The organism is Rhodospirillaceae bacterium (assembly GCA_018660465.1).
Classification (GTDB): Bacteria; Pseudomonadota; Alphaproteobacteria; order Rhodospirillales; family JABJKH01; genus JABJKH01.
Map to the genome: position 1 here is coordinate 1 of JABJKH010000113.1, position 26,333 is coordinate 26,333.

General features: G+C 52.2%; 26 protein-coding genes. 14 read left to right on the forward strand and 12 right to left on the reverse strand.

Translation table 11 applies throughout. The annotated features are described in order from the left end of the window. Positions 1-60: 60 nt before the first annotated feature. From prfA to HOM51_18820, 6 genes are all read right to left on the reverse strand, one after another. On the reverse strand, positions 61-1,134 hold the full coding sequence (gene prfA / locus HOM51_18795) for a peptide chain release factor 1 (GenBank protein MBT5036564.1): 1,074 nt from the start codon (positions 1,132-1,134) through the stop codon (positions 61-63). Then, positions 1,131-2,423, reverse strand: coding sequence for a glutamyl-tRNA reductase (locus HOM51_18800; GenBank protein ID MBT5036565.1), 1,293 nt, complete (start codon positions 2,421-2,423; stop codon positions 1,131-1,133). The genes prfA and HOM51_18800 overlap by 4 nt, the downstream gene beginning before the upstream one ends. A gap of 7 nt (positions 2,424-2,430) precedes the next feature. Next, a complete protein-coding gene (locus HOM51_18805; GenBank protein MBT5036566.1) occupies positions 2,431-3,678 on the reverse strand; it encodes a histidine--tRNA ligase in 1,248 nt (415 codons plus the stop codon). A gap of 15 nt (positions 3,679-3,693) precedes the next feature. Further along, positions 3,694-4,950 (reverse strand): flavodoxin-dependent (E)-4-hydroxy-3-methylbut-2-enyl-diphosphate synthase, encoded by a 1,257-nt coding sequence (gene ispG, locus HOM51_18810; protein MBT5036567.1) that lies wholly within the window; start codon positions 4,948-4,950, stop codon positions 3,694-3,696. Positions 4,951-4,977: 27 nt separating this feature from the next. Continuing rightward, complete coding sequence (locus tag HOM51_18815; protein MBT5036568.1) at positions 4,978-6,318, reverse strand: DUF4115 domain-containing protein; 1,341 nt, start codon at positions 6,316-6,318, stop codon at positions 4,978-4,980. Between the two features lie 325 nt (positions 6,319-6,643). Beyond that, entirely contained in the window at positions 6,644-7,864 is a 1,221-nt protein-coding gene (locus HOM51_18820) for an aspartate kinase (protein MBT5036569.1), read from the reverse strand. 97 nt (positions 7,865-7,961) lie between these two features. Here HOM51_18820 and ubiG point away from each other — a divergent pair, with 97 nt between their 5' ends. After that, entirely contained in the window at positions 7,962-8,729 is a 768-nt protein-coding gene (gene ubiG / locus HOM51_18825) for a bifunctional 2-polyprenyl-6-hydroxyphenol methylase/3-demethylubiquinol 3-O-methyltransferase UbiG (protein ID MBT5036570.1), read from the forward strand. A 9-nt stretch (positions 8,730-8,738) separates the two neighbouring features. Here ubiG and HOM51_18830 read toward each other — a convergent pair whose 3' ends face one another. Beyond that, complete coding sequence (locus HOM51_18830; GenBank protein MBT5036571.1) at positions 8,739-9,263, reverse strand: DUF1178 family protein; 525 nt, start codon at positions 9,261-9,263, stop codon at positions 8,739-8,741. A 113-nt stretch (positions 9,264-9,376) separates the two neighbouring features. Here HOM51_18830 and HOM51_18835 point away from each other — a divergent pair, with 113 nt between their 5' ends. Further along, positions 9,377-9,952: a class I SAM-dependent methyltransferase gene (locus tag HOM51_18835; GenBank protein MBT5036572.1), complete on the forward strand. Its 576-nt coding sequence runs from the start codon at positions 9,377-9,379 to the stop codon at positions 9,950-9,952. Here the strand turns inward: HOM51_18835 and HOM51_18840 are convergent. From HOM51_18840 to HOM51_18850, 3 genes are all read right to left on the reverse strand, one after another. Continuing rightward, positions 9,949-10,770, reverse strand: coding sequence for a carbon-nitrogen hydrolase family protein (locus tag HOM51_18840; protein ID MBT5036573.1), 822 nt, complete (start codon positions 10,768-10,770; stop codon positions 9,949-9,951). The genes HOM51_18835 and HOM51_18840 overlap by 4 nt on opposite strands. Positions 10,771-10,777: 7 nt before the next feature. Next, positions 10,778-11,032 carry a glutaredoxin 3 gene (grxC, locus tag HOM51_18845; GenBank protein ID MBT5036574.1) on the reverse strand — a complete coding sequence of 85 codons (255 nt, stop codon included), beginning with the start codon at positions 11,030-11,032 and terminating at the stop codon, positions 10,778-10,780. Positions 11,033-11,102: 70 nt separating this feature from the next. Continuing rightward, the gene (locus HOM51_18850) at positions 11,103-11,876 is read right to left on the reverse strand and encodes a ComF family protein (protein ID MBT5036575.1); all 774 of its coding nucleotides are present in this window, start codon (positions 11,874-11,876) and stop codon (positions 11,103-11,105) included. Between the two features lie 24 nt (positions 11,877-11,900). Here HOM51_18850 and HOM51_18855 point away from each other — a divergent pair, with 24 nt between their 5' ends. The 8 genes from HOM51_18855 to HOM51_18890 all read left to right on the forward strand — a co-directional run bounded on the left by HOM51_18855 (position 11,901) and on the right by HOM51_18890 (position 20,189). Beyond that, the gene (locus HOM51_18855; protein MBT5036576.1) at positions 11,901-12,785 is read left to right on the forward strand and encodes a methyltransferase domain-containing protein; all 885 of its coding nucleotides are present in this window, start codon (positions 11,901-11,903) and stop codon (positions 12,783-12,785) included. Next, positions 12,772-13,482, forward strand: a complete 711-nt coding sequence (gene sfsA, locus HOM51_18860; protein MBT5036577.1) for a DNA/RNA nuclease SfsA — start codon at positions 12,772-12,774, stop codon at positions 13,480-13,482. The genes HOM51_18855 and sfsA overlap by 14 nt, the downstream gene beginning before the upstream one ends. A gap of 57 nt (positions 13,483-13,539) precedes the next feature. Then, the gene (map, locus tag HOM51_18865) at positions 13,540-14,361 is read left to right on the forward strand and encodes a type I methionyl aminopeptidase (GenBank protein ID MBT5036578.1); all 822 of its coding nucleotides are present in this window, start codon (positions 13,540-13,542) and stop codon (positions 14,359-14,361) included. Next, positions 14,300-15,046: a DNA repair protein RadC gene (gene radC, locus HOM51_18870; protein MBT5036579.1), complete on the forward strand. Its 747-nt coding sequence runs from the start codon at positions 14,300-14,302 to the stop codon at positions 15,044-15,046. The genes map and radC overlap by 62 nt, the downstream gene beginning before the upstream one ends. Before the next feature lie 228 nt (positions 15,047-15,274). After that, positions 15,275-15,787 (forward strand): hypothetical protein, encoded by a 513-nt coding sequence (locus tag HOM51_18875; GenBank protein ID MBT5036580.1) that lies wholly within the window; start codon positions 15,275-15,277, stop codon positions 15,785-15,787. A 119-nt stretch (positions 15,788-15,906) separates the two neighbouring features. Beyond that, a complete protein-coding gene (locus HOM51_18880; protein ID MBT5036581.1) occupies positions 15,907-19,449 on the forward strand; it encodes a transporter substrate-binding domain-containing protein in 3,543 nt (1,180 codons plus the stop codon). An 8-nt stretch (positions 19,450-19,457) separates the two neighbouring features. Then, positions 19,458-19,841, forward strand: a complete 384-nt coding sequence (locus HOM51_18885; GenBank protein MBT5036582.1) for a response regulator — start codon at positions 19,458-19,460, stop codon at positions 19,839-19,841. A gap of 129 nt (positions 19,842-19,970) precedes the next feature. After that, positions 19,971-20,189, forward strand: a complete 219-nt coding sequence (locus HOM51_18890; GenBank protein ID MBT5036583.1) for a hypothetical protein — start codon at positions 19,971-19,973, stop codon at positions 20,187-20,189. 74 nt (positions 20,190-20,263) lie between these two features. On the opposite strand, the gene HOM51_18895 is transcribed toward HOM51_18890, so the two are convergent. Then, positions 20,264-21,142 carry an NAD(P)-dependent oxidoreductase gene (locus tag HOM51_18895; protein ID MBT5036584.1) on the reverse strand — a complete coding sequence of 293 codons (879 nt, stop codon included), beginning with the start codon at positions 21,140-21,142 and terminating at the stop codon, positions 20,264-20,266. Positions 21,143-21,577: 435 nt separating this feature from the next. On the opposite strand from HOM51_18895, the gene HOM51_18900 reads away from it, so the two are divergent. Next, positions 21,578-22,801 carry an MFS transporter gene (locus HOM51_18900; protein ID MBT5036585.1) on the forward strand — a complete coding sequence of 408 codons (1,224 nt, stop codon included), beginning with the start codon at positions 21,578-21,580 and terminating at the stop codon, positions 22,799-22,801. Between the two features lie 81 nt (positions 22,802-22,882). Beyond that, positions 22,883-24,199: an adenylosuccinate lyase gene (locus tag HOM51_18905; protein ID MBT5036586.1), complete on the forward strand. Its 1,317-nt coding sequence runs from the start codon at positions 22,883-22,885 to the stop codon at positions 24,197-24,199. On the opposite strand, the gene HOM51_18910 is transcribed toward HOM51_18905, so the two are convergent. Next, positions 24,196-24,561: a DUF1476 domain-containing protein gene (locus HOM51_18910; GenBank protein MBT5036587.1), complete on the reverse strand. Its 366-nt coding sequence runs from the start codon at positions 24,559-24,561 to the stop codon at positions 24,196-24,198. The two genes, HOM51_18905 and HOM51_18910, sit on opposite strands and share 4 nt — an antisense overlap. A gap of 120 nt (positions 24,562-24,681) precedes the next feature. Here HOM51_18910 and HOM51_18915 point away from each other — a divergent pair, with 120 nt between their 5' ends. Both HOM51_18915 and HOM51_18920 read left to right on the forward strand, forming a co-directional pair. Continuing rightward, positions 24,682-25,434, forward strand: coding sequence for a hypothetical protein (locus tag HOM51_18915; GenBank protein ID MBT5036588.1), 753 nt, complete (start codon positions 24,682-24,684; stop codon positions 25,432-25,434). Between the two features lie 130 nt (positions 25,435-25,564). Next, on the forward strand, positions 25,565-26,326 hold the full coding sequence (locus tag HOM51_18920) for a phosphoribosylaminoimidazolesuccinocarboxamide synthase (protein ID MBT5036589.1): 762 nt from the start codon (positions 25,565-25,567) through the stop codon (positions 26,324-26,326). The last annotated feature ends 7 nt before the right edge of the window (positions 26,327-26,333 follow it).

A 26,333-nucleotide genomic window follows, 5' to 3' on the forward strand; every position in this document is an offset into this window, starting at 1 on the left:
CGGCTTCGACCAGCAGATGACAGGCCTGCTCAAAGGCACCGCCGATGGTAGTCTTTGTGATCATGCCATCTCGGACAATTGCGCCGCCTGATCTTCGGCCGTCAGAGCCACGATGATTTCGTCCAGATCGCCATCCATCACTTTATCAAGTTTGTGTAGAGTCAAATTGATGCGGTGATCGGTCACCCGGCCTTGCGGGAAATTATAAGTCCTAATCCGTTCTGAACGATCGCCGGAACCAACTTGGCTCCGACGTGCATCGGCACGTTCGGAATCGCGTTTTGATCGTTCGGCATCATAAAGCCGCGCGCGCATTACGGTCATCGCCTTGGCCTTATTCTTGTGTTGAGATTTTTCGTCCTGACAAATGACGATGATACCGGTCGGAATATGAGTCAGGCGCACGGCACTGTCTGTCGTGTTGACCGATTGCCCCCCGGGTCCACTGGCGCGATAGACATCGACGCGCAGGTCCTTAGGTTCGATATGAATATCCACGTCCTCGACTTCTGGTAACACTGCGACTGTCGCGGCTGAGGTATGAATACGGCCGCTCGATTCTGTCGTCGGCACACGCTGTACCCGGTGCACACCGGATTCGTATTTAAGCCGTGCGAAGACGCTTCGGCCTGTCACCTTAGCGATGGCTTCCTTGAAACCGCCGATGCCAATTTCGTTGACTTCAATCATTTCGAACTTCCAACCGCGCTCTTCCGAAAAACGCTGGTACATGCGAAATAGATCAGCGGCGAACAAAGCGGCTTCATCCCCGCCCGTGCCCGCGCGAATTTCTAAGATGGCGTTCTTTTCATCCGCCTCATCCTTCGGCAGCAACAATATTTTGATGGTGTGTTCCAGTTCCGGAACCTTTGCCGTCGATTCGCTTTTTTCTTCTTCCGCGAGAGCGCGCATTTCGTCGTCGCTGTCCTCATCCGCCATCATGACTTCCAAGTCTTCCAATTCCGCTGTCACATCTCGCCATGAATTAATCGCCTCAACCACGCTGGTCAGGTCGGAATATTCCTTGGACATTTTGGCAAAATCTTGTGCCGCCATTGAGCCAGGGTCCGACATCAGGTGCCCCAATTCTTCGTGACGGGCGACAACCCGGCTTAGTTTTTCGTCCAAGCTCATTTATTCTTCTCCTTATTTGGCACGTCTAAATCAAATACTTGGCGCAATACAGCCTCCACGGTGTCCCAGTCTGGCGTTTCATCACTGCCGTTTTCGGATGCAGCACCCCGTAGCATTAATGACGGCGTATGTAGAAGCCGATTGATCAGAAGACGCGTTGCTTTTTCCGCATCGCCGCCGGCTTCGGCCAGCACAGTATCGCGATTATCCTCAAACATTTGCCGCAGTTGCACCAGAACCGGCACGGCCACGCGCTCATTTTTGTCTTTAACAAAGTCAGCCACTTCCTGGCTGATGATCCGTTCCGCCTCAGTGGCTTCCGCCTCACGTCCCGCGCGTCCGTCTTCGGCGACCTTTTCCAGATCATGAAGATCATACAAAAAGACTTCTTCCAGGCGTTCGGTGCTTGGTTGAACATCTCCCGGCACACTGGTATCGACGATGAACACGGGCCTGTGACGCCGCTTGGCAAGGCTTTGCTGCACCATGTCAGATGACAAGGTGTGAGTCCTGGCACCAACAGCAGCAACAACGATATCTGCCTCAACCATCAATCGGCTCAGGTCATCAAAGGCCGCAACAGCACAGTCCAATCCCCGCGATACAGCATCAGCTCGTGACGCAGTCGGATGGGTTGCCGTTAAATCTGCCAACCCTGCGCTCTGCAAAGCCTCCGCAACCATCACCCCCATATCCCCGGCACCAATAATAAGGCCGCTGCACCGCGCCATATCACCGTGCAAGTCACGGGCTGTTTGTACCGCGGCAGCCGCGATGGAAACCGGGCGCTTGCCGATTTCAGTTTCGCGGCGCACCCGGCGGGCGGCTTCGAACGCGGCTTGCATCAGGGCTTCCAACTCAGAACCGATAAAGCCGTTTTCACGGGCGATCCTGTGTGCCGCCTTGATCTGGCCCAGCACCTGCGGCTCACCTATAACTTGGCTATCTAATGACGACGCGACATTAAAAATATGCCGAACTGCGCCTTCATCCCAATGTCGGTAGAGTTGCCCAGATAGCTCAGCATCGCTAATTCCTCCCCGTTCGGCGAGGCAGTTCACGATGGCATTCTCCGCCTGATCGCTATCTTCATCTAATGTGAGAATTTCCACTCTGTCACAGGTGGACGCGACCAAGGCTTGGGTTAGGCCCTTCTCGCGCAATTTCTCAAACAAGGCTGGAAGCTCATGATCTTCAGCAAACAAGCGATCACGTAGCCCGAGACTGCTGGACCGATGATTTGCGCCAACCACAAGCGGCCGACCTTTTGAAAATAAAGAACCGGCCATAGCAACGCTAACGGTACTGAGACAAGTGTTCTTCCAGCGATGGCAAAGGGACTTCAGTCTGATCGCCGGATTCCATATCACGGACGGTGGCGGCGTCACGGGCCAACTCGTCCTCCCCTAACATTATGACGGTGTGGGCATTCAGCTTGTTGGCGCGTTTCATGCGTTTGCCGACATTGCCGGAATATCCTAGCTCAACGGTAAATCCGGCTTTCCGCAATTGATCGGTCAGGGTTAAAGCCTTTGATGCGGCCTCGCCCCCAACGGGCACAATAACAATCGGGCGCCCAGCTTCTGGGGCAGCATCACCGACCATCATCGCCAACCGCTCCATCCCCGCAGCCCAGCCAATCCCAGGTGTCGGTGGTCCGCCCATTTGCTTGACCAAGCCGTCATAGCGCCCGCCCGCAAGCACGGCCCCTTGTGCGCCTAAGGTATCCGTCGTGAATTCAAATGCTGTATGGCAATAGTAGTCTAAGCCCCTAACCAACCGCGGGTTCATATCGTAGGCAATGCCAAGCGTCTGTAATCCGGAGATCAAGTCATCAAAGAACTGTTTCGATGTGTCATTCAAGCTGTCCGCAAGCAAAGGCGCGTCTGCGACGATCTCGCGGTCACCTTCGTTCTTGGAATCCAGAATGCGAAGCGGGTTGCGATCAAGCCGTTCGCGACTGTCTTCCGAAAGACCATCCAAGTGTTTCTGAAAATACGCGACCAGTTTGTCTCGATAGGTCGCTCGGCTTTCCGTATCACCCAACGAATTCAATTCCAGGGTTATCTTATCGGTAAGCCCCAAATCATCCAGCAAATGTGCCGCCAGAGAAATAACCTCGACGTCGGCCTGAGCGCTCGGCACGCCCAGCAGTTCAACACCGATCTGATGGAACTGACGCTGGCGACCTTTTTGCGGGCGTTCATACCGAAACATTGGGCCGTGATAGAAAAACTTTAATGGCAGGTCGTGAGACAGGCTATTTGAAATAAACGCCCGGGCGACACCGGCCGTTCCTTCGGGACGCAGCGTAATCGCTTCGCCATCACGGGCTTCAATCGAATACATTTCCTTAGTAACAATATCCGACGTATCGCCAAGAGTGCGCGAAAACACCTCGCTGAATTCAAAGATCGGCGTCGCCATTTCTTGAAACCCATAACGACCTGAAATTTCCCGTGCGGTATCTTCAACGAAACGCTGACGGCGCTTTTCGTCAGGCAATAGGTCATGGGTGCCCCGAACGGGCTTCAATGAAGACATATAGATGGAGCCCAGCTATTGAGCCGCAGCAGACGGGGCGGTTTCGTCCCCATACCGCTTGGCCACATAGTCATCGACAATGACCTGAAATTCTTCGGCAATCTTAGGCCCGCGGAGGGTTTTAACTTTTTTACCATCGATAAAGACGGGCGCTGACGGTTCTTCCCCCGTCCCCGGTAAACTGATGCCGATATCCGCATGCTTGCTTTCCCCAGGCCCATTCACAATGCAGCCCATGACAGCGAGGTTCAGATTTTCAACGCCGGTATATTGCTCACGCCAGATCGGCATTTTCTCGCGAACATAGGTTTGAATTTTATCCGCCAAATGCTGGAAGACTGTGCTGGTCGTGCGTCCACATCCGGGACACGCTGTTACCAGCGGCATAAAGGCACGAAGCCCCATGGTTTGAAGAATCTGCTGGGCAACGATGACTTCTTCGGTACGGTCGCCGCCGGGGGCCGGTGTCAGAGATACACGAATGGTGTCGCCAATGCCTTCTTGCAGCAGGACACCCAAGGCCGCCGTTGATGCAACAATTCCCTTCGATCCCATCCCGGCTTCCGTGAGACCCAAATGCAGAGCATAGTCGCCGCGCGCCGCTAAATTCCGATAGACAGTGATCAGGCTTTGGACCTCGCTCACCTTGCACGACAGAATAATTTTATCCCGAGACATGCCCAGGTCTTCGGCCCGAGCCGCACTCATCAGTGCTGATTGAACGAGGGCTTCTTGGGTAATTTCGGAAGCTTCCAGCGGATTGTCAGACTTGGCATTTTCATCCATCAAGTGGATCACGAGTTCCTGATCCAAACTGCCCCAGTTAACGCCAATCCGTACCGGCTTGTTATATTTTTGGGCGACGTCGATCATGGTCGAAAACTGAACATCTTTCTTTTCGCGAAAGCCTACATTACCGGGATTAATTCGGTACTTCGCCAGCGCTTCGGCACAGGCTGGGTACTTTGTCAGAAGCGTGTGACCGATGTAGTGGAAATCGCCCACCAACGGCACATCGATCCCTTGGGCGTCCAGTTTTTCCCGGATATAAGGAACAGCCTTGGCGGCGTCTTCCCGGTCAACGGTAATGCGGACGACTTCAGACCCTGCCTCGGCAAGGGCCGCGACCTGCGCCGCGGTTCCTTCGGCGTCGGCTGTATCCGTATTGGTCATCGACTGAACCATGATGGGCGCATCGCCCCCAACGGTTACGTTATCGATCTTTACCGGGACGCTTGTACGCCGAGCAGCGGTCAAATTTGTCGTAGACATGATCTTAGTCCTTAAAAGAGCTTCAACTTACGGCGCAACAGCTTTGCCTTCGCGCAGTCGGTCGGCATCTAAAGCAACGCTTCTGAGTACAGCACCAACAGCACCAATGGCAGGAACTGTTTCACCGTCCACTGATATTTCCAAAGCTCCCGCATTGCCAGCCTGCAACGTTAGGCCAGGGCGGTTGGGAACACGATAGGTTTCACCAGCACGGAGCAATTTGCGCGTAAGTAATTTATTAGACCCACCATCACGAATAAGAATCCAACTGTCATCCTTGGCGCGAACCAGTATGCGGGACTTGCCTTCCGCCGGTGGTACCGTCGCAACTTGAGGAGCGGGTGCAACTTGGGGGGCAGGCGCAGCTTGGGGTGCTGGCGCGGCTTGGGGTGCTGGCGCGGCTTGGGGTGCTGGCTTTTTAATCTCAGGGGATTGTTCCGCGACTGGCTCTGCGGTCGGGCGAGGCGTTTCCTCAGTCTTTGTTTTTGCACCGTTTGTTTGAGGGGCGGGCTCTGCCGTCGGTGTATCGGTTGCAGAACGATTAGTCTCGACCCGAGGACTTGCTTCTTTGGGTGGCACGACCGCAGGGGCTGCGTTTGCCGTAGGCGTTTCAGGCACCTTCGCCACTTCTTTTTTCTCGACCTTTTTCTCGACCTTTTTCTCTACTTCTTTTTTTATCGCAGCAGCGGAAACCGGCGTATCGGCTGGCTTCATTTTCTCAGGTACGACAGGACCACCGGCTGAAGTTTCAATATCAGCGGGCGCAGGTTCCACTTTATCCTGCGGCTTATTTTCTGGTTTATTCATGGGCGCATCGGCTGCGGTTGCAGAAACAGGCGATGAGTTTTTCTCAGGCTCTACCGCTTCCTTTTTCCCAACGCCCGTCCCTTCGTCCGTCCCATCACTCTTCTCTTTTCCGGCCATGGATGCGAGACGGTCCGGTATGGGGGACACCAAGTTCGTTAAAAAACCATCCTGCGTAGAACTCACATACCAGCCGCCGTAGGCCAAAATTGCGACAACAACGCCAATGAATAAAATTGCGCCACCCGGAACGCTGTTCTCAGGTATGGGAGACGGGAAAACCAACCGGGATGAATCTCCGCCGCCGGACGATTCCACTTTGTAACGCCGAACGACCTCTTCGCTATCGAGGCCAAGGTGTTCTGAATATGCGCGGATAAATCCGATTGCGTAAGCGTTTCCGGGAAGGTCGTTGTAACGACCGTCTTCAATCGCTTCGAGATACAACAGACGAACACGAAGAATGTGCGAAACGTCTCGCAAGTCTTCATCACGTCTAAGGCGTGACGCCCGCAACAACGTGCCAACAGTATTTTCGTTGCCGTTTTCTGTTTCGCCACTCATACCAAAAACCCGAGGTATCTCATATTAATCCATCAAAAACTTAGCTAACCCATTATAAATATAGAAAATTTCTTAACCGAAGCTTTCTTCGGTCAGAAGAATTCACAACACTCAACGCGCGCCAACCACACATAGTGACGCGCAATATCAATTTAGGTCCCTAATTTAGCAGGTCGCGGGCTTGATTTATCCGCCGCATCCCGAATCAAGCCTGCTGCAGTCTGACGGAATCTCTTGAAGTTTCAAGCGATAAACACATGAAACTTAAATTATGACTCCATGTAAATACCGCAACAACTTCCGCAGTTACAATGTAGTGCAGGCGTCAGTCCGCATCAAGCCCATAAGCACTATGCAGCGCCCGGAGCGCGAGCTCGGTATATTCCTCCGCCACCAAGACACTGACTTTGATTTCAGATGTCGAGATAACTTGGATATTTATGCCCTTTTCCGCCAGGGTTTTAAACATCATCCCGGCCACACCGGCATGGCTGCGCATGCCAACACCGACGACAGAAATTTTCACCACATCCGGGTCAGAATTAAGGGATTTAAAACCCAATTCTTCCTGTCTTTGCTGCAGGGTTTCTATCGCCTTGTTCAGGTCTTCCTTGGGCAGCGTAAAGGTAATATCTGTCGCTTGCTGATCGGCTGAAACGTTCTGTACAATCATATCGACGTTGATATTCGCATCTGCCAAAGGCCCAAAAATACCAGCAGCTTGACCCGGCCTATCGGCGACTGACGATAGGGTGATTTTTGCATCATCCCGGCTATAGGCGATGCCGCTAACCATTTCTTTTTCCACGATCTCTTCCTCATCAACGACTAGGGTCCCGGGCACATCGGCAAAGCTCGTTAGAACCTGTAGGCGGACCCCACATTTCATGGCCAATTCCACGGAACGGGTCTGCAGGACCTTAGCTCCGAGGGACGCCATTTCCAACATTTCCTCATAGGTGATTTTATTCAATTTCCGTGCCGCCGAAACTATTCTCGGGTCCGACGTATAAATCCCATCAACATCGGTGTAGATGTCACATTGGTCGGCCTTCAACGCAGCCGCCAAAGCGACGGCACTCGTGTCAGACCCGCCACGTCCCAATGTTGTGATCCGGTTGTCCGGGCCCAATCCCTGAAATCCAGCAACCACACAAACTTCGCCAGCATCCAAGCGCTTGTGCATTTCTTCGGTTTCGATGGACTGAATACGCGCCCTACCGTGTGCGCCATCCGTATGGATTGGAATTTGCCAACCCAGCCAAGACCGGGCGGAAACGCCAAGCTCTTGCAACGCTAGCGCTAAAAGCCCCGTCGTCACCTGCTCACCGGTCGATACAACGGAATCGTATTCACGGGCATCGTGCAGGGCCGTGATCTCGCTGACATATTCCACCAGCTTGTTGGTCACACCGGACATAGCGGAAAGCACGACGGCAACTTGGTTACCCGCATCAACTTCTTTTTTGGCGCGCAGAGCCGCGGCCTTAATCCGATCAATGTCGGCGACCGAGGTCCCACCAAATTTTTGCACAATCAAGGCCATTAAAAACGTCTCATAAATAATTGGAACTTCTGCATCGAACATGTTGCAGCCAAACGGGCGCGCATACATACTCTCATCGATTAACAGAGGCAACCCTATGACAGCATCGACGGAAGCATCCAAATCCCCTCCTGACAGTACGGCAGATGCGGAAGAAATCGCCCGCTTTGCGGCCATCGCAGATACGTGGTGGGACGCAACAGGAAAGTTCCGCCCGCTGCATAAGCTGAATCCGACCCGGATCGAATTTATCCGTGACCATGTCGCAGCACATTTTGGCAGAGACATCACCACCGACCGACCCTTCGAGGGACTGACGTTTCTGGATGTCGGCTGCGGTGGGGGGCTGGTATGTGAGCCACTCTGTCGCTTAGGTGGAACCGTCACCGGCATCGATGCGGCGGAGGAAAGTCTTGGCGTCGCCCGCCATCACGCGGAACAAGGCGGACTTAATATCACCTATCGCCGCGCCCTGCCTGAAGAAATATTAGAAGAAGGCAGCCGGTTCGACGTGATCATCAACATGGAAGTAGTCGAACACGTCACCGATATGGATATCTTCTTGGATATTTGCGGGCAGTTGGTCAAGCCGGGGGGCGTCATGGCGGCATCCACCATCAACCGCACCCTAAAATCCCTGGCCCTGGCAAAAATTGGTGCGGAATATATTCTGCGTTGGGTTCCGGCGGGAACCCATGATTGGCGAAAGTTTGTTAAGCCGTCTGAACTGGCGCAAGGTCTCCGCCCGCCCGGGATCGAATTTCAAGATATCAAAGGAATGAGCTACAGCCCCATTACTGACGAATGGCGCTTAAGCTCTGATTTGGATGTAAATTATTTGGTTTTCGCCACAAAGAGCAACTAGATGTAGATGTTAGCTGTTCTTGCGGGGGCCCGTCGGCAGTCGAAAGACGTCAATTCCCTCTTCGTCCAATTCCGATGCTTCTTGTTCGGTAGCGACACCACGAATGCCGCGTTCTTCTGTTTCGCCGTAATGAATGCGCCGGGCCTCATCGACAAACTTATCACCAACGTCATCGGTGGTTTCTTCAATCTGGTCACGCAACTTGCCAACGGCACGAAGAATTTGCTCCGCCACTTCGCGGGCACGAACTTCAGCTGCTTGATCGCTTGGTTGATCGCTTGGTTGATTGCTTGGTTGATTGCTTGGTTGATTGCTTGGTTGATTGCTGGCCTTAGTTTCAGCCGGCTCCCGAACGACACTTTTCTGGCGCGACGTCACCACGTTGGGTGCCATTGGCGCCTTCATCACGTGGACGTCGCCGCAGTACGGGCATTCCACATCGCCTGCGGCACCTTGCTGCTCGAAAGAATCGCTGCTGCGAAACCAAGCCTCAAATTCGTGGGCGTTTGAACAGGTGAGTTGAAAAACGATCATTTCATTTTGCCGTTAACTTCTATAACAAGAGCCCTTTATATTAACTTACAGGCATTTTTCCAACCCTATGTGAGATTCAGTTAAGAATTCGCAAATTTAGCGCAGAAACAGCCATGACAATTGCAAAAGACGCAAAACACAATACGACGATGATTTCACCCTGGGTTAAACGGTTCGCACCTTTGGTTCCGGAAGGCGGCGATGTGCTAGATTTAGCATGTGGAAGTGGGCGCCACATGCGCCACTTTTTAAGCAGAGGCCACCCCGTTATCGCTTTAGACCGAGATGTTGAGAAGGTCTCAGATTTCGCGTCGAACCCAAACGTCGAGATTATTAAAGCAGATTTAGAAGCCGGTCATACATGGCCCTTCCCGGATCGGAGGTTTGCCGGAATCGTGGTCACAAATTACCTTTATCGCCCTTTATTTCCGACTCTTGTCGATGCTTTAGCTGAGGGCGGTATTTTAATTTATGAAACGTTTGGAATTGGCAACGAACGCCACGGACACCCACGCAATCCGGACTTTCTTCTCCAAAACCATGAACTCCTGGATTTTTTCAAAGATCGGCTAAAGATCATTGCCTTTGAGCAAGGCATCGCCGACCCGCCTCCCCACACCAGAGTGCTTCAACGTATTTGCGCAACCAAACGCGCAGACGCTGAACCACTCAAACTATTTTCGGATTAGGCGTCAAACGTCCGATCATGGGTTAAAGAGGGGACTTTCCCCCGGGCCTTGGCCACCTTGGAGACATCAATATCGGCAATGACGAAGCCGGTTTCTTCACCGCCGTCGGCCAATACCTCGCCCCACGGATCAATGATCAGAGAATGCCCATAGGTTTCGCGGCCTTCCGCATGCTCACCCGTTTGTGCCGCCGCGAAAATAAAGCATCCGTTTTCAATGGCCCGGGACCGCAGTAATACATGCCAATGCGCTTTGCCGGTCGTGCGGGTGAAGGCTGCAGGCACGGTGATGAAGTCTGCGCCAGCATGGCCATGGGCACGATAAAGATGGGGAAACCGTACATCATAGCAAATCGTCATCCCCAATTTGCCCCAGGGAAGATCAGCCATGACACTTGATTTCCCCGGCTCATAAAGCTTTGATTCGCGGTAGAATTCACCGTTGCCCAAGTCCACATCAAACATATGAATCTTGTCATACTGCGCCTTAATATCGCCATCAGGACCAATCAAAAACGACCGATTGGCGGCTTTATCATCGCCGATCCTAATCAGGAGTGAACCCGCCAATAGCCAAGCGCCGGTTTCCTCTGCCAACTTTTGGAACGCCTTCAGGCATTCGTCTTCTTCCTGATATCTGATTTTTTCTCGAAGCTGGCGGCCCTTAGGCTCCATCAAGTTCACGCATTCGGGCGTCGTAATAAAATCCGCGCCAGCATCCCGTGCTTGGCGAATGAAATCGCTGGCTTGCTCAATACTAGGGGCCACATCGCGCGGTGAATTGGTTTGGACGCAGGCAACTTTGAAAGTGTCAGACATGTTAGGCCTATTTTAAAAGCGCATCGAGTTCGTCGTCGAATTCCAGCTCAAACAAATCGTCGCAGCCGCCAACATGCTTATCGCCAATAAAAATCTGCGGCACTGTGGTACCACCATTGGATCGCGTTTCCATTTCCTGGCGCTTACCACGGTCCATCATGACGTTAATCTCGGTAAATTCGACGCCTTTTTTGGACAGCAACATTTTTGCCTGGGCGCAAAACCCGCAAATCGGCGTCGTATAAATTTCAACCTTCGGCACTCTAATTTCTCCTGAAGATGGATGTAAGCGACCCGATATATAATTTGCCCAAGCTCTATGCGCAACCACACTAAATAGATGCCCGAACAACCCTGGCCAGGGTCAACACATTCACCGACGACGCCCCCGCCCGCCGCAGTACCCGAGCGCAGGCGGAAACCGTTGCTCCAGTAGTGAAAACATCGTCCACTAACAAAACAGCCTTTCCTTCGGCTAGGGTTTTGCGCTTGGGCTTCATGACGATGGCACCTTGCAAGTTCCGCTGCCGGGCCAAGGCGCTGAGTTTTCCCTGGGGTGGAGTGCGTTTACGGCGAACCAAAAGATCAGGCACGACGTCTATCCCTGATAATCCGCCAATCTCGTGCGCCAACAGGGCTGCTTGATTAAACTTTCGGGCGAACAATCGGGTCCAATGCAGGGGTACCGGGACAATAACGTCTGAGTTCGCAATCAAGTCTGCCCCCGTTCGCGCCATCCAGCGACCAAAGGCAGGGGCGGCTTCGGTTCGGTCGCCATGCTTGAACCCCAAAACAAGACGGCGGCTGGCATCGTCATACACCATAGCCGAACGCGCGCGGTCGAAATCTGGCGCTTGGCGGCTGCACACACCGCAAATGCTGCCTTCGCCCGCGTCAAATTCAAACGGCAGCGCGCAGATGTCGCAATAGGGTGCACTCGGAAAAGTGATCTTTGCCCAGCACGCCGAACACAACGCCCCCTGCTCACCGACCATGTCATTGCACGCCAAACATTGATGCGGCAGCAACAGGTCCAGTACGGTCCGCGCCAGAAGTCGGACCGGATTATCCGGAGATGTTCCCTTCACAGCATCATTTAATGTCATGTCGTCTTGTGTCATATAATAACCATGTCGGAATCCATGTCAGTCTTCAACCGTCAAGCTGTTCGGCAGCACCGCGACCGGGCCGCTGGTAAACTAGACAACTACGACTTTCTTATCCAAGAAGTCGCAGACCGTCTGGCCGACCGGCTGGAAGATTTCGCGCGAACGTTTCCCTTGGCCCTGGACCTGGGGTGTCACACCGGCCAATTGGGCCGTGTCTTAAAAAACCAAGCGAAAATTGAAAGCCTCATCCAGTCCGATTTCTCGACCGCCATGGCGGCGCGCGCTGGAGAGCAAACGATTGTCACCGATGAAGAAGCCTTGCCGTTTGGTGAAAACACCTTTGATGCAATCTTCAGTTGCCTGTCGCTGCATTGGGTGAATGACCTACCAGGTGCCCTTGCCCAAATTCGCCGCGCCTTAAAACCGGACGGCTTGTTTCTGGCCGCAATGTTGGGAGGCGACACTTTGCACGAACTCCGCGCCGCTTTGACCCATTCTGAAATAGCAGAAGCAGGAGGGGCCCATCCAAGAGTCTCCCCCTTTGCCGATGTGCGAGATGCAGGCGGGTTACTGCAACGCGCCGGGTTTGCGCTGCCGGTTGCAGATATGGATGACATCGCCGTTTCTTATGCCGATCCAGTAAAATTAATGACTGATTTACGCGGCATGGGGGAGACCAATGCAGTCGCAGCCCGGGCGCTAAATTTCACCCGACCTGCAACTCTAATGCGGGCCGCGGCGCACTACCGTGATTTATTTGAAGACAGCGACGGGCGCGTTCCCGCAACCTTCCAAGTGATATTTCTAACCGCCTGGGCCCCACACGCCAGCCAACAACAACCCTTAAAACGCGGCACCGCAACCAAACGATTATCAGACGCCCTGGATACAGATGAAATTTCCTGACCCCCTGATCCGTGGCACTCTGATCAAGCGGTACAAGCGATTCCTCACTGACGTTGAGCTAGAAAATGGTGAGATGGTCACCGCCCATTGCGCCAATCCTGGGTCGATGTTGAGCCTTATTGAGGAAGGCGCAGAAGTCTGGCTCTCCCCCGCCCGCAACCCCAAGCGAAAGCTTAAATATACCTGGGAACTCATCCGCATCGGCGGCGGCTTGGTAGGTCTGAACACGGCGCTCGCCAATGCAATAGTCGAAGAAGCCATCACCGGCAGCGTTATTTCTGAGCTGTCCGGTTACACAACCCTCCGCCGGGAAGTAAAATACGGCCAGAACTCGCGCATCGATATCTTATTGGAAGAAGACGCCCGCCCAACCTCCTACGTCGAAATTAAAAGCGTCACCATGAAACGCGACCTCTCCCCCTCGGCCTCAGCGGAATTTCCAGACTCTGTCACGACCCGGGGCAGCAAACATTTGGGCGAACTGGCGGACATGGTCAGCGAAGGCCACCGCGCCGTTATGATGTATCTTGTACAACGTGAAGACAGCACGCGAATGACTATCGCCGAAGACATTGACCCGGCTTATGCTGAAAATTTGAAGGCGGCAATGGCGAACGGTGTAGAAGCCATCGCATATACGTGTAAAATGTCGCCAGAGGAAATTTTAGTGACATCTCCCGTGGAATTGGTCTTATAAAGCCCCTATATGGTTTAGAACCCTGTATTTTTTAATTTTAAATGTCATAATAATCCCATGAACGATATTAGCGTTAACGCCGCAGGCGGCATCGAAAGAAGCATCAAGACCCATGGCCCCGAAGCCTTTGAGGGCATGCGGAAGGCTGGCCGCTTGGCAGCCGAAACCTTGGATTATCTTGTCCCTTTCATTAAGCCCGGCATCACCACCGACGACATTGATAAGCTCGTCCACGACTTTACTTTGGACCATGGCGCGGTTCCGGCCCCCTTGGGCTACCGCGGCTTTCCGAAATCAGTTTGCACCTCGGTCAACCACGTTGTCTGTCACGGCATCCCCGGCGACAAAGTCTTAAAAGACGGCGACATCATTAACATTGATGTAACGCCAATCCTTGATACGTGGTACGGCGATTCAAGCCGGATGTTCACGGTCGGCAAGGCCAGTGTTAAAGCCAAGCGCCTGATCGAGGTAACATTCGAAGCCATGTGGCGGGGTATTAACGTGGTCAAACCAGGCGCCACCGTCGGTGACATCGGCCACGCCATTCAATCCTATGCTGAATCCCAACGTTATTCCGTGGTTCGGGATTTTTGTGGCCATGGCTTGGGTCAAATTTTCCACGATGCGCCCAACATCCTTCATTATGGAAACCCGGGCGAAGGGACTGTGCTGACCGAAGGCATGTTCTTTACCATTGAGCCGATGGTGAATATTGGTCGCCATGAAGTCAAAATCTTGGAAGACGGCTGGACCGCAGTCACCAAGGACCGCTCTCTATCATCCCAGTTCGAACATTCCCTTGGCGTGACTGCCGATGGCTTTGAAGTCTTCACCCAATCCCCGAAGGGGCTGGACCTCCCGCCCTACGATGGCTGAGAAAAAAGCTAAACCGCCTCATTACGCAGGCCACCGCGCCAGATTGCGCGAGCGGTTTCTGAAATCCGGCGGCGATGCCTTGCCGGATTACGAGCTGCTGGAACTGGTCTTGTTCATGGCAGTGACACGCCGTGATGTGAAACCGCTGGCGAAATCCCTGTTGGAAACCTTCGGTTCCTTCGCCGAAGTAATCAGTGCCGAGCCCGCGGAACTCAGCAAGGTCAACGGCATGGGGGAGACCACTGTCGTCGCCCTTAAATCTATCCGCGCCGCCGCACTTAAACTCATCAGTGACGAGGTCATGCAACGCCCGGTGCTCAGCAATTGGCAATCCCTGGTGGACTACTGCCGCGCCGCAATGGCTTACGAGAAAACCGAACAATTCCGCGTGCTGTTCCTGAATAAGAAAAACATCCTTATCGCCGACGAAGTCCAACAACGCGGCACCGTGGATCACACGCCGGTGTATCCAAGGGAAGTCGTCAAACGCGCCCTGGAACTTAGCGCCACGGCAATCATCCTCGTCCACAACCACCCCTCAGGTGATCCGTCCCCGTCGCGCGACGACATAGACATGACCAAAGAAATCCGCGACGCTGGAGAAAAACTTGGAATTGTGCTGCATGACCATATCGTGGTGAGCAAGTCGGGGACGAGGTCGTTTAAGAGTATGGGGTTGATTTAGGGTTCTTTTCGGTCAGAATTGCTAATCAAGAGTTAGCTCCAATCCCCAGAGACGCCTGCTTCACAGTCGAAAACCGTCCTATTTAATTGTTCAATCGGACTTCTGGGTGTGGCCACAAGCGGAAAGGCTCTTGCATTTCTAATATTATGTGCCTCAAATATTATAGCTTAGTAACGACGACTTGTTTTTATGAGACGTCGTTTGTCGAAACCACATAGAGCGCTTTGAATGCCAGTTCGCGTATTGTGTATTCTACTTTCTCTGGCTATGGCTTTCATCAGTTGGTCAGTCGCATCTGTGAGCGCATCCGGTTTGGAGAAACCTGAGATTCTCCAATTACGTGCTTTCGCTCAAGAGATCGAGTCCATTGACGCTATCTTGACCACGTCGGCGCTGACCTTTGCGTTCACCCAGGATGACAAATGGTTAAAAGTTTATAGGGAAAATGAAGTCAAGCTTGGGGCGCTACTCGAAGAGGCCCTATCTCGTGCCCATGAAAGCGACTCCGCTCTTCTGAAACGCATGGACGAAGAGAATGAGCGGCTCGTTAAAATGGAAGTTCGTGCCATCGAATTGACCCAACAAGGGAAGGGCCGGCAAGCTGCGGAAATTCTCAATAGTAAGCAATATCAGGAAGAGAAACTAAGATTACGACAATCAATCGACACATACTTCCTCTCCCTAGAGAAGCACCTTCAACTTGAAGAGAAGCAGGACCTAGAGATCCCACAGTCCAACTAACGGATGCTGAAGAGTCATGGATTGCTTCTCATCCTCGTATCCGAGTCCATAACGATACCGCCTGGCCACCGTTTAATTTCGCGGAAAACGGAAAACCCAAAGGCTATTCCATCGATTTCATGAATCTTTTGGCCAAAAAAGCCGGGCTTGAGATCGAGTATATAACGGGCCCTACTTGGGATGAGTTTATGGGCATGATGCGCGCGGGCAATCTAGATGTAATGCTCAACATCATCCGCACACCTGAACGGGAAAAAGATTTCCTGTTTACCAAACCCTATGCATCTAACCCCAACGTCATTTTGAGCCGCCAGAAAGTTCCCTACGACAGCCTAGACCAACTAAAAGGCAAGACCGTTGCCGTGCCTAAGGGATTCTATTTAGAGGAAATTCTGCGACGGAAATATCCGGATATCGTTATTCATACGAAAAAGAATGTTCTCGATAGCATGAACGCGGTTGTCGTTGGTGAGGCCGATGCAGTGGTGGGCGAGGTCGCCATCTTCAATTTTCTTATGAGTGAGCATACCATGTTTGGGCTGGCACTCTCAAAGCCCATCAAAATCGGTGATTACGACACCAGTCGGCTCGCTATTGCTACCGGAAAAACGCTACCCCACCTCAATTCCATCCTTCAAAAGGCCATGAAAACCATCACCGCCGATGAGAAAACCACGCTCTTAAAACGCTGGATCGGGGACGTGCAGGATGGCAAATCCAAAGTTGATCTGACCGAGGAGGAACACCAATGGCTGAAGCAACATGGAAAATTTACCTTGGGTGTTGACCCCTCCTGGGCGCCTTTTGAATTTATTGATGAAGAAGGTGTCTACAGTGGGATCGGTTCCAGTTATGTGGATTTGGTTGGCTCTAGACTGGGGATCACCTTAACGCCTGAAACCGGCCTGTCTTGGGCTGCGGTTTTGGACAAGGTGCGGGCCGGTGAGATTGATATTCTTCCGACAGTTGCACGATCTTCTGAAAGAGAGAAGTATCTTAATTTCTCGAAGCCCTACATCTCCTTTCCAATGGTAATTACGACCCGCAAGGACGCGCCTTTCGTTGATAGCCTTGCAGGCCTAAACGGGAAAAAAGTTGGCGTCGTCCGGGGCTATATTACCCAGGAACTGATTGAGACCAATCAGAAAGGCATCCATGTCGTCCCCGTCCAAACTCTTTCAGAAGGTCTTAAGCAACTCAATGACGGTAAACTTGATGCCTTTATCGACAACCTGTTGACGATTACTCACGAAATTGATCGTTCAAATTTGGATGATCTCAAAATTGCATCACAGACCAAGTATAAGTTTGAACTGTCCATGGCGGTGCGCAAGGGACTGCCTGAACTTGTCCCCATCCTTAACAAAGCGCTCTCAACTATGAATGAGCATGAGCGCGCAGCTATTGTCAACTCTTGGACAGCAATCCAGATAAGCTATGGCGTGGATACAAAAACGATTTTGCTTTGGGGCGTACCGTTGGCCATTGGCGCGATATTAATCCTGCTGATAGTTGTCTTTTGGGCAAGGTATATTCAAAAACAAAAACGGATCATACAGCAGAGCGAAGCCCAAATTACTCGAGAAAAAGAAGCTTTGGAAGCCGTTATGGATACGGTCGATTACGGCATTCTGTTTATGGACCCGGATTTGAAGGCGCGCATTATGAACCGGGCTTATCGGGAGATGTGGGATATAGATGACGAAATCGCCGCTGCTGAACCGTCAGTAGAGGACTTAATTCGTTATAATCAGGGTAAAGGGTTTTACGACGTTACAGACGAAGATTTCGATGAATTCGTCCTATCCCGTGTTGAGGCAATCCTAAATGGCACTGTTACCCCAATTGAGGTAAGGCAGCCTAATGGGCGTATTGTCCTTTATCAGTGTTTGGCGCTGCCGGATGGGCGACGGATGTTGACCTACCTTGATATAACCGAACAGAAGAATACCGAACAGGCATTTCGTGACGGTGAAATGAAAATTCGGCGCATTTTCTCGACTGCCAGCGAAGGCATCTGGATGGTTGACGTGGAAATGCACACAACCGAAGTCAACGATGCCATGTGTAAAATTTTAGGACGTCCCAGCGAGGATATCATCGGGCGGTCTATTTTCGACTTCGTCGATGAGGCCAATAAGCAGATTTTCGCCGAGCACGCCGAACGGCGCAATCGCGGAGAATCTGGCTCCTATGAAATTGGGCTGTCGCAACCAAACGGTAACCAGATCCCCTGTCTGTTCAACGTAACGCCCATAATAAATGAAGAAGGAGTGCGTATCGGTTCTTTTGCCATGGTCACGGACATTACAGTTCGTAAGCTGGCTGAGACCAAACTTTTGCAAACGAACTTAGACTTAGCTACCCTAAATCAATGCAGTGAGATGATCTTGCACTCAGTGTCGGAATTTGAACTGTTTCAACAGATCTGCAAAATCATTGTTGAGCGTAACAATAAATCCTTAGTATTTGTCGCTATTGCAAATCACGATGAAGCGAAATCCTTCGAATTTGTCTCTTCCGCCGGCTTCGAGGAAGGTTATTTAAGGCCCGGGGCAATTTCCTGGGATCAGGATGACAGGAAAGGAAATGGGCCAGTCGGACAAGCTTTTCGGTCCGGAAAGCCGTTTCTCGTTCGGGATACGATGACCGACCCCGCGTTCGAGCCGTGGCGAGAACCCGCGCGGGAAAGGGGGTTCGCTTCGGCAATCGCTTTGCCGCTGAAGATTGGCGATGAATCGTTTGGGGTAATCGCCATTTATTCCCCGGAGATCGATGGTTTTGACGATGACAGTATTCGCATTCTGGAACGCCTGACCAACGACACGGCTCACGGTGTCGCGGCCCTCCGTGCGGATGGTGCCCGCAAGGAAGCCGAAAAAAAATTAAAGGATACTTTCAATATCCTCTCGAGCAGCATCAATTATGCATCCCGAATTCAGCGCTCTATCCTTCCACATAATGACAGTTTTTCATCTATCTTCGAAGATTTTTTCGTGATTTGGGAGCCGCGTGACATTGTCGGTGGGGACATCTACTGGAACCGTGTTTGGGGCGACGGCATTCTTGTCATACTTGGTGACTGCACGGGACATGGTGTGCCTGGAGCCTTCATGACTCTGATTGCCACTGGTGCCCTTGATCGGGCGCAAGAGGAGGTTCCACCCGGTGAGGTTGGCATGCTATTGCAACGGATGCATCAACTGATGCAGTTAACCCTTGGGCAGCACCTTGACGAAGGCTCATCAGACGACGGTATGGAGTTGGGGGCCTGTTACCTCAACGAAGACCTGACGAAAATTACATTCGCCGGGGCTCGGTTTTCCTTGTTCACGTTTGACGGTTCCGAAGTTAATGAAATAAAAGGTGATAAGAACGGAATTGGGTATCGGGGAATTCCTTTTGTTCAGGAGTACACCAATAATTTGGTAAATCTCATGCCAAGCAATTCCTATTACATGATGACGGACGGCCTGATCGATCAAGTGGGCGGTGAAAAACGACGTATGTTCGGTAAGAAACGATTTAAGGAACTTATTGCCACGTTCCAGGACCGCCCAATATTTGAGCAAAAATTTGAGATAATTGAAGCTCTGGAGGAGTTTCAAGGTGACGAAATTCGCCGCGACGATGTATCCATGATTGCGTTCAAGGTAAGCTAGGGTTTTATATGACCTCTCCAACGGCAATCTCGTTCTTTGTTATCGATGACGATTTTCAGATGATCGAATTGTTGAGCGCTCTTCTAAAGGATCGAGGCCACCAAGTTTCAGCGTACACATCCAGTACTGTGGCCATGAATGAGATAGAAAGCATACGACCTGATTGTCTTATTACAGACTTGGTAATGGGTGATATGGACGGTCTGGAGTTAGTACGTGAATTACGCTCCAAGCCAATTCATCGTGACATGAAGATTGTCATGGTGACGAGCAAGACCAAAGACCTATGGAGAAATAAAGCTTACAAGGTTGGCGTCGACAACTTTATTACCAAACCCGTCGACACGAACACATTTGTTTCGGAAATAGAAGCCATCTTCGAAACATCTTGAAGAAATGCAGCTTGTCTCCTCCCCATGAAATAGGATGGAATTAAGACCATAAATGGTAATAAGCGGGATGAAATACTCAGGGAAGATATAGCCGTCATCGGCTTTAAATTTGAGTAGTAAGGGTGAATTATGCTGGCTAAAGAAACCTACGATTTCAGAGGATACCTGCAGGAGAAGGGCATAATCTTCTGTTATAGCGGTTACATCACCGAGGATGTGTTGACCGGCATTGGCAATGCCGTCAAAACAAAGCTGGAACACGAAAAGGCCGGCGGTCAAAAGCGGACTCATTTCCTACATTCAAAAAACAACCAGATTTGCGTTAGAAGCAGACATCGTACTGGCTGAAAAAATTAAAAATTTATTGGTGTAATGATATGTCGGTCTAATGGAGTCCGGTAAATAGGGCGTTTTGCCACCCCCTAACTCCGATCCTTCCCCTCATAAATCTCCAACACCCGGCTCGCGTCATCCTTGGCCCAGCCCGCTGCTTCCGCGCGCTGGAACATCTTTCGCGCTGCGGGAACGACTTGCAGGTCGATGCCGTGTTCTTTGGCGAGGTCGATGGCGATGCCCATGTCTTTGGCGAAGATTTCGACCGCTCCCCTAGGAGCAAAATCACGGTTGAAGAAGCGCGGACGCATTGAATCCCACATGGCGCCGCGAACCGACCCGGCGTTTAGACATTTCTCCATGCTTTCGTGGCTGAGGCCGGCGCGTTCACCGGTGATGACGACTTCCGCCAACAAGGCGGTGACCGAGTTTACATAAAGGTTGGTCACGACTTTCATGGTCGCCCCCGTGCCAACATCCCCGGTGTGCGAAGTATCCGCAGCCAAAGGTTCCAAAATTGGCAGAACCCGATTGAACGTCTCTTCCGTGCCACCAACCATGAAGGTAATCACCCGATCATCGACTTTGTTGTGGGAGCCGGAAATGGGGGCGTCCAACATTTCGATGCCGTGGCCGGAAAGTTTATCGGCGAGGTCAATTTGAAAAGCCGGCGGCATGGTGCTCATTTCAATGTGAATGAGGCCTTCTTTTTCCGCCTGCACGATGCCATTGGGGCCGATGGTGTTTTCTTCAATGTGCTCAGGTTTCAGCAGAATACTACAGGTGATATCGCTGCGTTCGGCGACGATTTTGGAATTTGCAACAGGGGTTCCACCTTCGGCTTCGAGCATTTTCATGCGTTCCGGGTCGATGTCGTAGCCAAAGAGTTCATGCCCGTCGGCCATCATTTGCCGCGCCAGTGCCAGGCCCATTTTACCGAGGCCGATCATGCCAATCTTTTCACCCATTTTTTTTGTTCCTTTTCCCTGTTGAGTCGACGCCGTCTCAGGCCGAGAGCACATCATAAGGACGTCGCATCAACTTTCCAGCCCTCTGGGATAATGGCAGCACGGCTTGCTTCTTCCCTAATACCAAGTCTCACTAATAAATATCCATTGAGACGGCTTCACAAGATTTTCGGCAAGGAGCGCTTGACGCGGCGATGCTCGGCATCGCAAGGCAAGCGCAACGCTGTCCGAAAGTCTTGTGAAGCCGTCCTTTGGGCCGCGTATTTGGATCGTCGGAGGGCGTCGAAAAGTCTTACCGATACATGGTATCGCTTGCGACATTTCTCCTACCCGACGGTCCATATACGCGATCTCAATGAATCTTTATTAGTGAGATTTGGTATAAGCTCCCGTATGGTGCGCAAACGACGTCGGTTGATAACAAAGAGCCCCTTTATGAACACCACTCTCTTGCGCGTTTTTCTGCCTTTTGCGACAGGCTATATGCTCGGCTACATGGTGCGCACTGTGAACGCGGTAATTGCCCCCGATTTGGTCGCGGAACTGGGGCTGAGTGCCGGCGACCTGGGGCTTATGACCAGCATATTTTTTGCAACCTTCGCGTCATTTCAATTGCCCCTGGGCCTGTTGTTGGATCGATTTGGTCCCCGGCGAACTGAAGCGGGCTTGATGCTGATTACCGCCGTCGGCGCAACCATCTTTGCAGTTTCTCATACCGCTGCCGGATTGATCACGGGGCGTGCCCTTTTGGGTCTTGGGACGTCAGCGTGCTTGATGGCGGCGATGACGGCGTTTGTTTTATGGTTTCCGCGAGAACGCATTCCGCTGATCAATGGCTGTCAAATGGCGGCCGGGGGAATGGGTGCCTTGCTGTCAACGATCCCCGTTGCCAATGCAGCCGAACTGATCGGTTGGCGGGGCGTGTTTTGGGTGGTCGCCGGGATATCCATCCTTGTCGCGATCATGATATTTACCGTCGTTCCTGAACGCACAGGGACCAAAAAAGTCGGTGGATTAAAAGAACAACTCAGCGGCATTGGTCATATTTTCACCAGCCCCCTGTTCTGGAGAATTGCACCGGTCTCCATCGCCTCTCAATCATCATTCATTGCAGTTCAAAGTCTGTGGACCGGACCCTGGTTGCATGACGTCGGCGGGATCGAGCGTTCTGCGGTTGGCGATTACCTGATGATCATTGCGATTTCGATGATTGTCGGTTTCTTATCGATGGGTGCGCTGACTGCCCGACTCGGACGATTCGGCATCACGACCATGCAGGTTGCGATTGTCGGCATTTCGATATTTATTCTGATTCAGAGCGGCATTATTTTGGTTGGGTCCGAAGCGCCCGGTCTGCTGTGGGCGGGATACGGATTTTTTGGCTCGGTGGGGATTTTGGGATACGGTGCGCTCTCACAAAGTTTCCCCCAAGAAATAGCAGGCCGAGTCGTAACCGGATTAAACCTACTGGTATTTTCAGGGGCCTTTCTAGGCCAGTGGGGCGTTGGGCTGGTGATTGATCAGTATCCTCTGACAGCGAGCGGCGGATACGCCAAGGAAGCCTTTGATATGGCCTTTCTGCTGCTCATCGGAATGCAGGCAACGGCCGTTGTTTGGTATCTCGTCTTTCGACCAAAAAGTCAGGTCAAGAATTCATAACTTGGCTTTTAAAATGTGGGAATTTTAGTACTATCGCGCCTTCTCTGATTCTCTTTAATTCCTGACCCGATAGAGGCCAATATGATCCCGCGTTACAGCCGCCCTGAAATGACTAACATTTGGGAACCCGCCAACAGGTTCCGCATCTGGTTTGAAATCGAAGCCCATGCCTGCGATGCGCAAGCCGAACTCGGCGTTATCCCCAAAGAAGCGGCAGCAGCGGTCTGGGAGCGCGGCGAAAAGGAATACACCCCAGAACGCATTGATCGGATCGACGAGATCGAACGCACCACCCACCACGACGTGATCGCGTTCTTGACCGAATTGGCCGAACACGTCGGCGACGAAGCACGGTTCATCCACCAAGGCATGACGTCATCAGACGTGTTGGATACCTGCTTGGCGGTTCAAATGACCCAGGCCGCAGATATATTGTTGAAAGACTTGGCAGGGTTGATGGAAGCACTCAGAAAGCGGGCCTTCGAATATAAACTCACCCCCCGCATGGGCCGAAGCCATGGCATCCATGCAGAGCCGGTGACTGTCGGCCTGATGTTCGCCAGTTTCTTTGCCGAATTTGATCGCGCGCATTATCGCCTGCTGAACGCCCGCGGGGAAATTGCCACCTGCGCCATCTCAGGTGCTGTCGGCACGTTTGCCAACATTGATCCCCATGTGGAAGAGCATGTCGCGAAGAAATTAGGCCTCCAGCCGGAACCGGTTTCGACCCAGGTTATCCCCCGCGACCGTCACGCAGCATTCTTTGCGGCCCTTGGCGTCATTGCCAGTTCGGTCGAACGGTTGGCGACAGAAATCCGTCACATGCAACGCACCGAAGTTCGTGAGGCTGAAGAATATTTCGCGCCGGGGCAAAAAGGCTCGTCCGCCATGCCCCATAAACGCAATCCAATTTTGACTGAGAATTTGACGGGCCTTGCGCGTATTGTTCGCTCCGCTGTGACGCCGGCGTTGGAAAACGTTGCTCTGTGGCACGAACGGGATATTTCGCATTCGTCGGTGGAACGCATGATTGGGCCGGATGCGACCGTTACCCTGGACTTCGCCCTAAAGCGCCTGACCGGTGTTATCGAGAAGTTGTTGGTTTACCCGGACAATATGCAGAAAAACATCGACCAAATGGGCGGTCTGATCTTTTCACAACGCGTCTTGCTGGCCCTAACCCAGGCAGGCGTCAGCCGCGAAGATGCCTATACCCTTGTTCAACGCAACGCGATGGAAGTGTGGAACGGCAAGGGCGGGTTGCTTGATCTCTTAAAGCAAGACTCAGACGTTATCGATAGCCTTGGCGAAGACGCGCTCACGTCGCTGTTCGACATGGCGTATCACACCAAGCATGTCGACACGATCTTCAAACGGGTCTTCGGAAGGTCTTCTTAACCGCCGACGCGTTCGTGGTCGTCGCCCAAGGGTTCCGGAAAATCGCCGGTAACTTCTTTGTAGGCAATCGGGAACAGGCGGTCGAGTTCAGCCCGCACTTCGGATTCTTTGATTTCTGACTTGCGGGCATTGATGTCCGCCATCACCTTGCCGATGATGTCTTCAATTCCAGGCTCATCTAAATCAACCCTGACCACTTCGGTGGCATAGTCTTCCGCAGCATCTCCGGAAAGTCCGAATTTCTTTGCAAGCCATTGTCCGAGCATCTTATTGCGGCGAGCTTCAGCCTTAAAACGTTGTTCTTCGTCCAGTTTGAATTTGGCTTCGTAGCTTTTGCCGCGCTTGGCGAGTTCGTCGCTCATAAACAGGAGCCTCCGATATCTAGTGTGGTGGAATTCCGGAAATATACTCAGCCACCCCCGCCGCTGCAATGATATTTCGATGCTGGCGCATACCGCACAAAAAGACTATTAGATTTCGTTATGTGTACCGTCGTAATTCTTTATCGTCCTAGCCATGATTGGCCCGTGATTATTGGTTCCAATCGCGATGAAATGGCGGATCGCCCGTGGCAACCTCCCGCCCGGCATTGGGATGATCGTGCCCATGTTGTCGCTGGTCGTGACGCTTTGGCGGGCGGCACTTGGTTGGGCCTGAATGACGACGGTGTGGTCGCGGGCATCCTAAACAGAATCAATACCTTAGGCCCGAAAGACGGTTATCGCTCGCGTGGTGAACTTCCTTTGGAAGCCTTGGATCACGCAGAAGCAGAAGAAGCCGCCGACGCCCTGTCTCATTTGGAAACGGCCAGCTATCGGTCGTTTAATATGATCATTGCGGACCGCGCCAAGGCCTATTGGCTATGCGCCTTGCCTGGCAAAATTGAAGCCCATGCGATAGAGCCGGGACTTTCCATGCTGACGGCACGGGACCTTAATGATCCTTCGTCGCCTCGGACACAGATGTATCTCCCACAATTTACAGCAGCCGAAATTCCAAACCCAGACTCCGGCGATTGGACCGCTTGGCAAGCTCTCTTGGCCGACAAACATTACGATCCGGACTCAGGTCCAGGCGGTGCGATGAATGTGGATCACGGCGGCGGCTTTGGCACGGTATCGTCTTCGCTTATTGCTTTGCCTAATCCAGATAAATATGAGACCAAACCCAAATGGATGATCGCCAAAGGTCGCCCTGGTGAAGTCCCCTATGAGTCGGTTGATCTCGGCAGCTGACGAATCCTTTCTCCACAGCGTTGTTTTGCACTTAGACACCTGCTATATGAAAATCGATAACGCGCGTGCGCCAACCAACCCCCCGTACAAATACCCGTGGGCGGAACAAATTCATGACAAGACCCATCTTATGACAAGACGCCGACAGATTTTCGAAGGGCGGGCCAAAGTTCTTTTCGAAGGCCCCGAGCCTGGCACACTTGTGCAGCACTTCAAGGATGACACCTCCTTGCGGAACCGTGCGCGCGGCGTGATAACCGGCAAGGGAGTCATTAACAACCGGATTTCCGAATATTTGATGTCGAAACTTGGCGACATTGGTGTGCCGACGCATTTCCTGCGCCGTCTCAACATGCGCGAGCAATTGATCCGCGAAGTGGAGATCATCCCGATAGAGGTCGTTGTGCGAAATGTAGTTGCCGGGTCGCTGGCGTCCCGTTTTGGAATGAAAGAAGGGACACCCCTGCCCCGTTCCATTGTCGAATTTTACTATAAGTCTCAAGAATTGGACGCTCCCCTGATTACCGAAGAACATATCACCGCGTTCGGTTGGGCGATCCCGCCAGAGATGGATGAAATCATGTCCTTATCGCTGCGGGTCAATGATTTCCTAAGCGGCTTGTTTTTAGGAGTCGGCATCCGCTTGGTGGATGTTCGGTTGGAATTCGGGCGGTTGTGGGAAAACGACCAACTTCGAATCATGCTCGCAGATGAAATTAGCCCAGACAGTTGCCGACTCTGGGATATGACATCAAACGAGATTTTGGATAAAGACCGTCTTGATCAAGGCCTTGGAAACGTGGAAGAAGCCTATCAGGAAGTTGCCCGGCGTTTGGGCATCCTTCCGGAAAGCGGCCCCACCGACCATAAAGGGCCGGCGGTGATGCAATAAGGCTTAA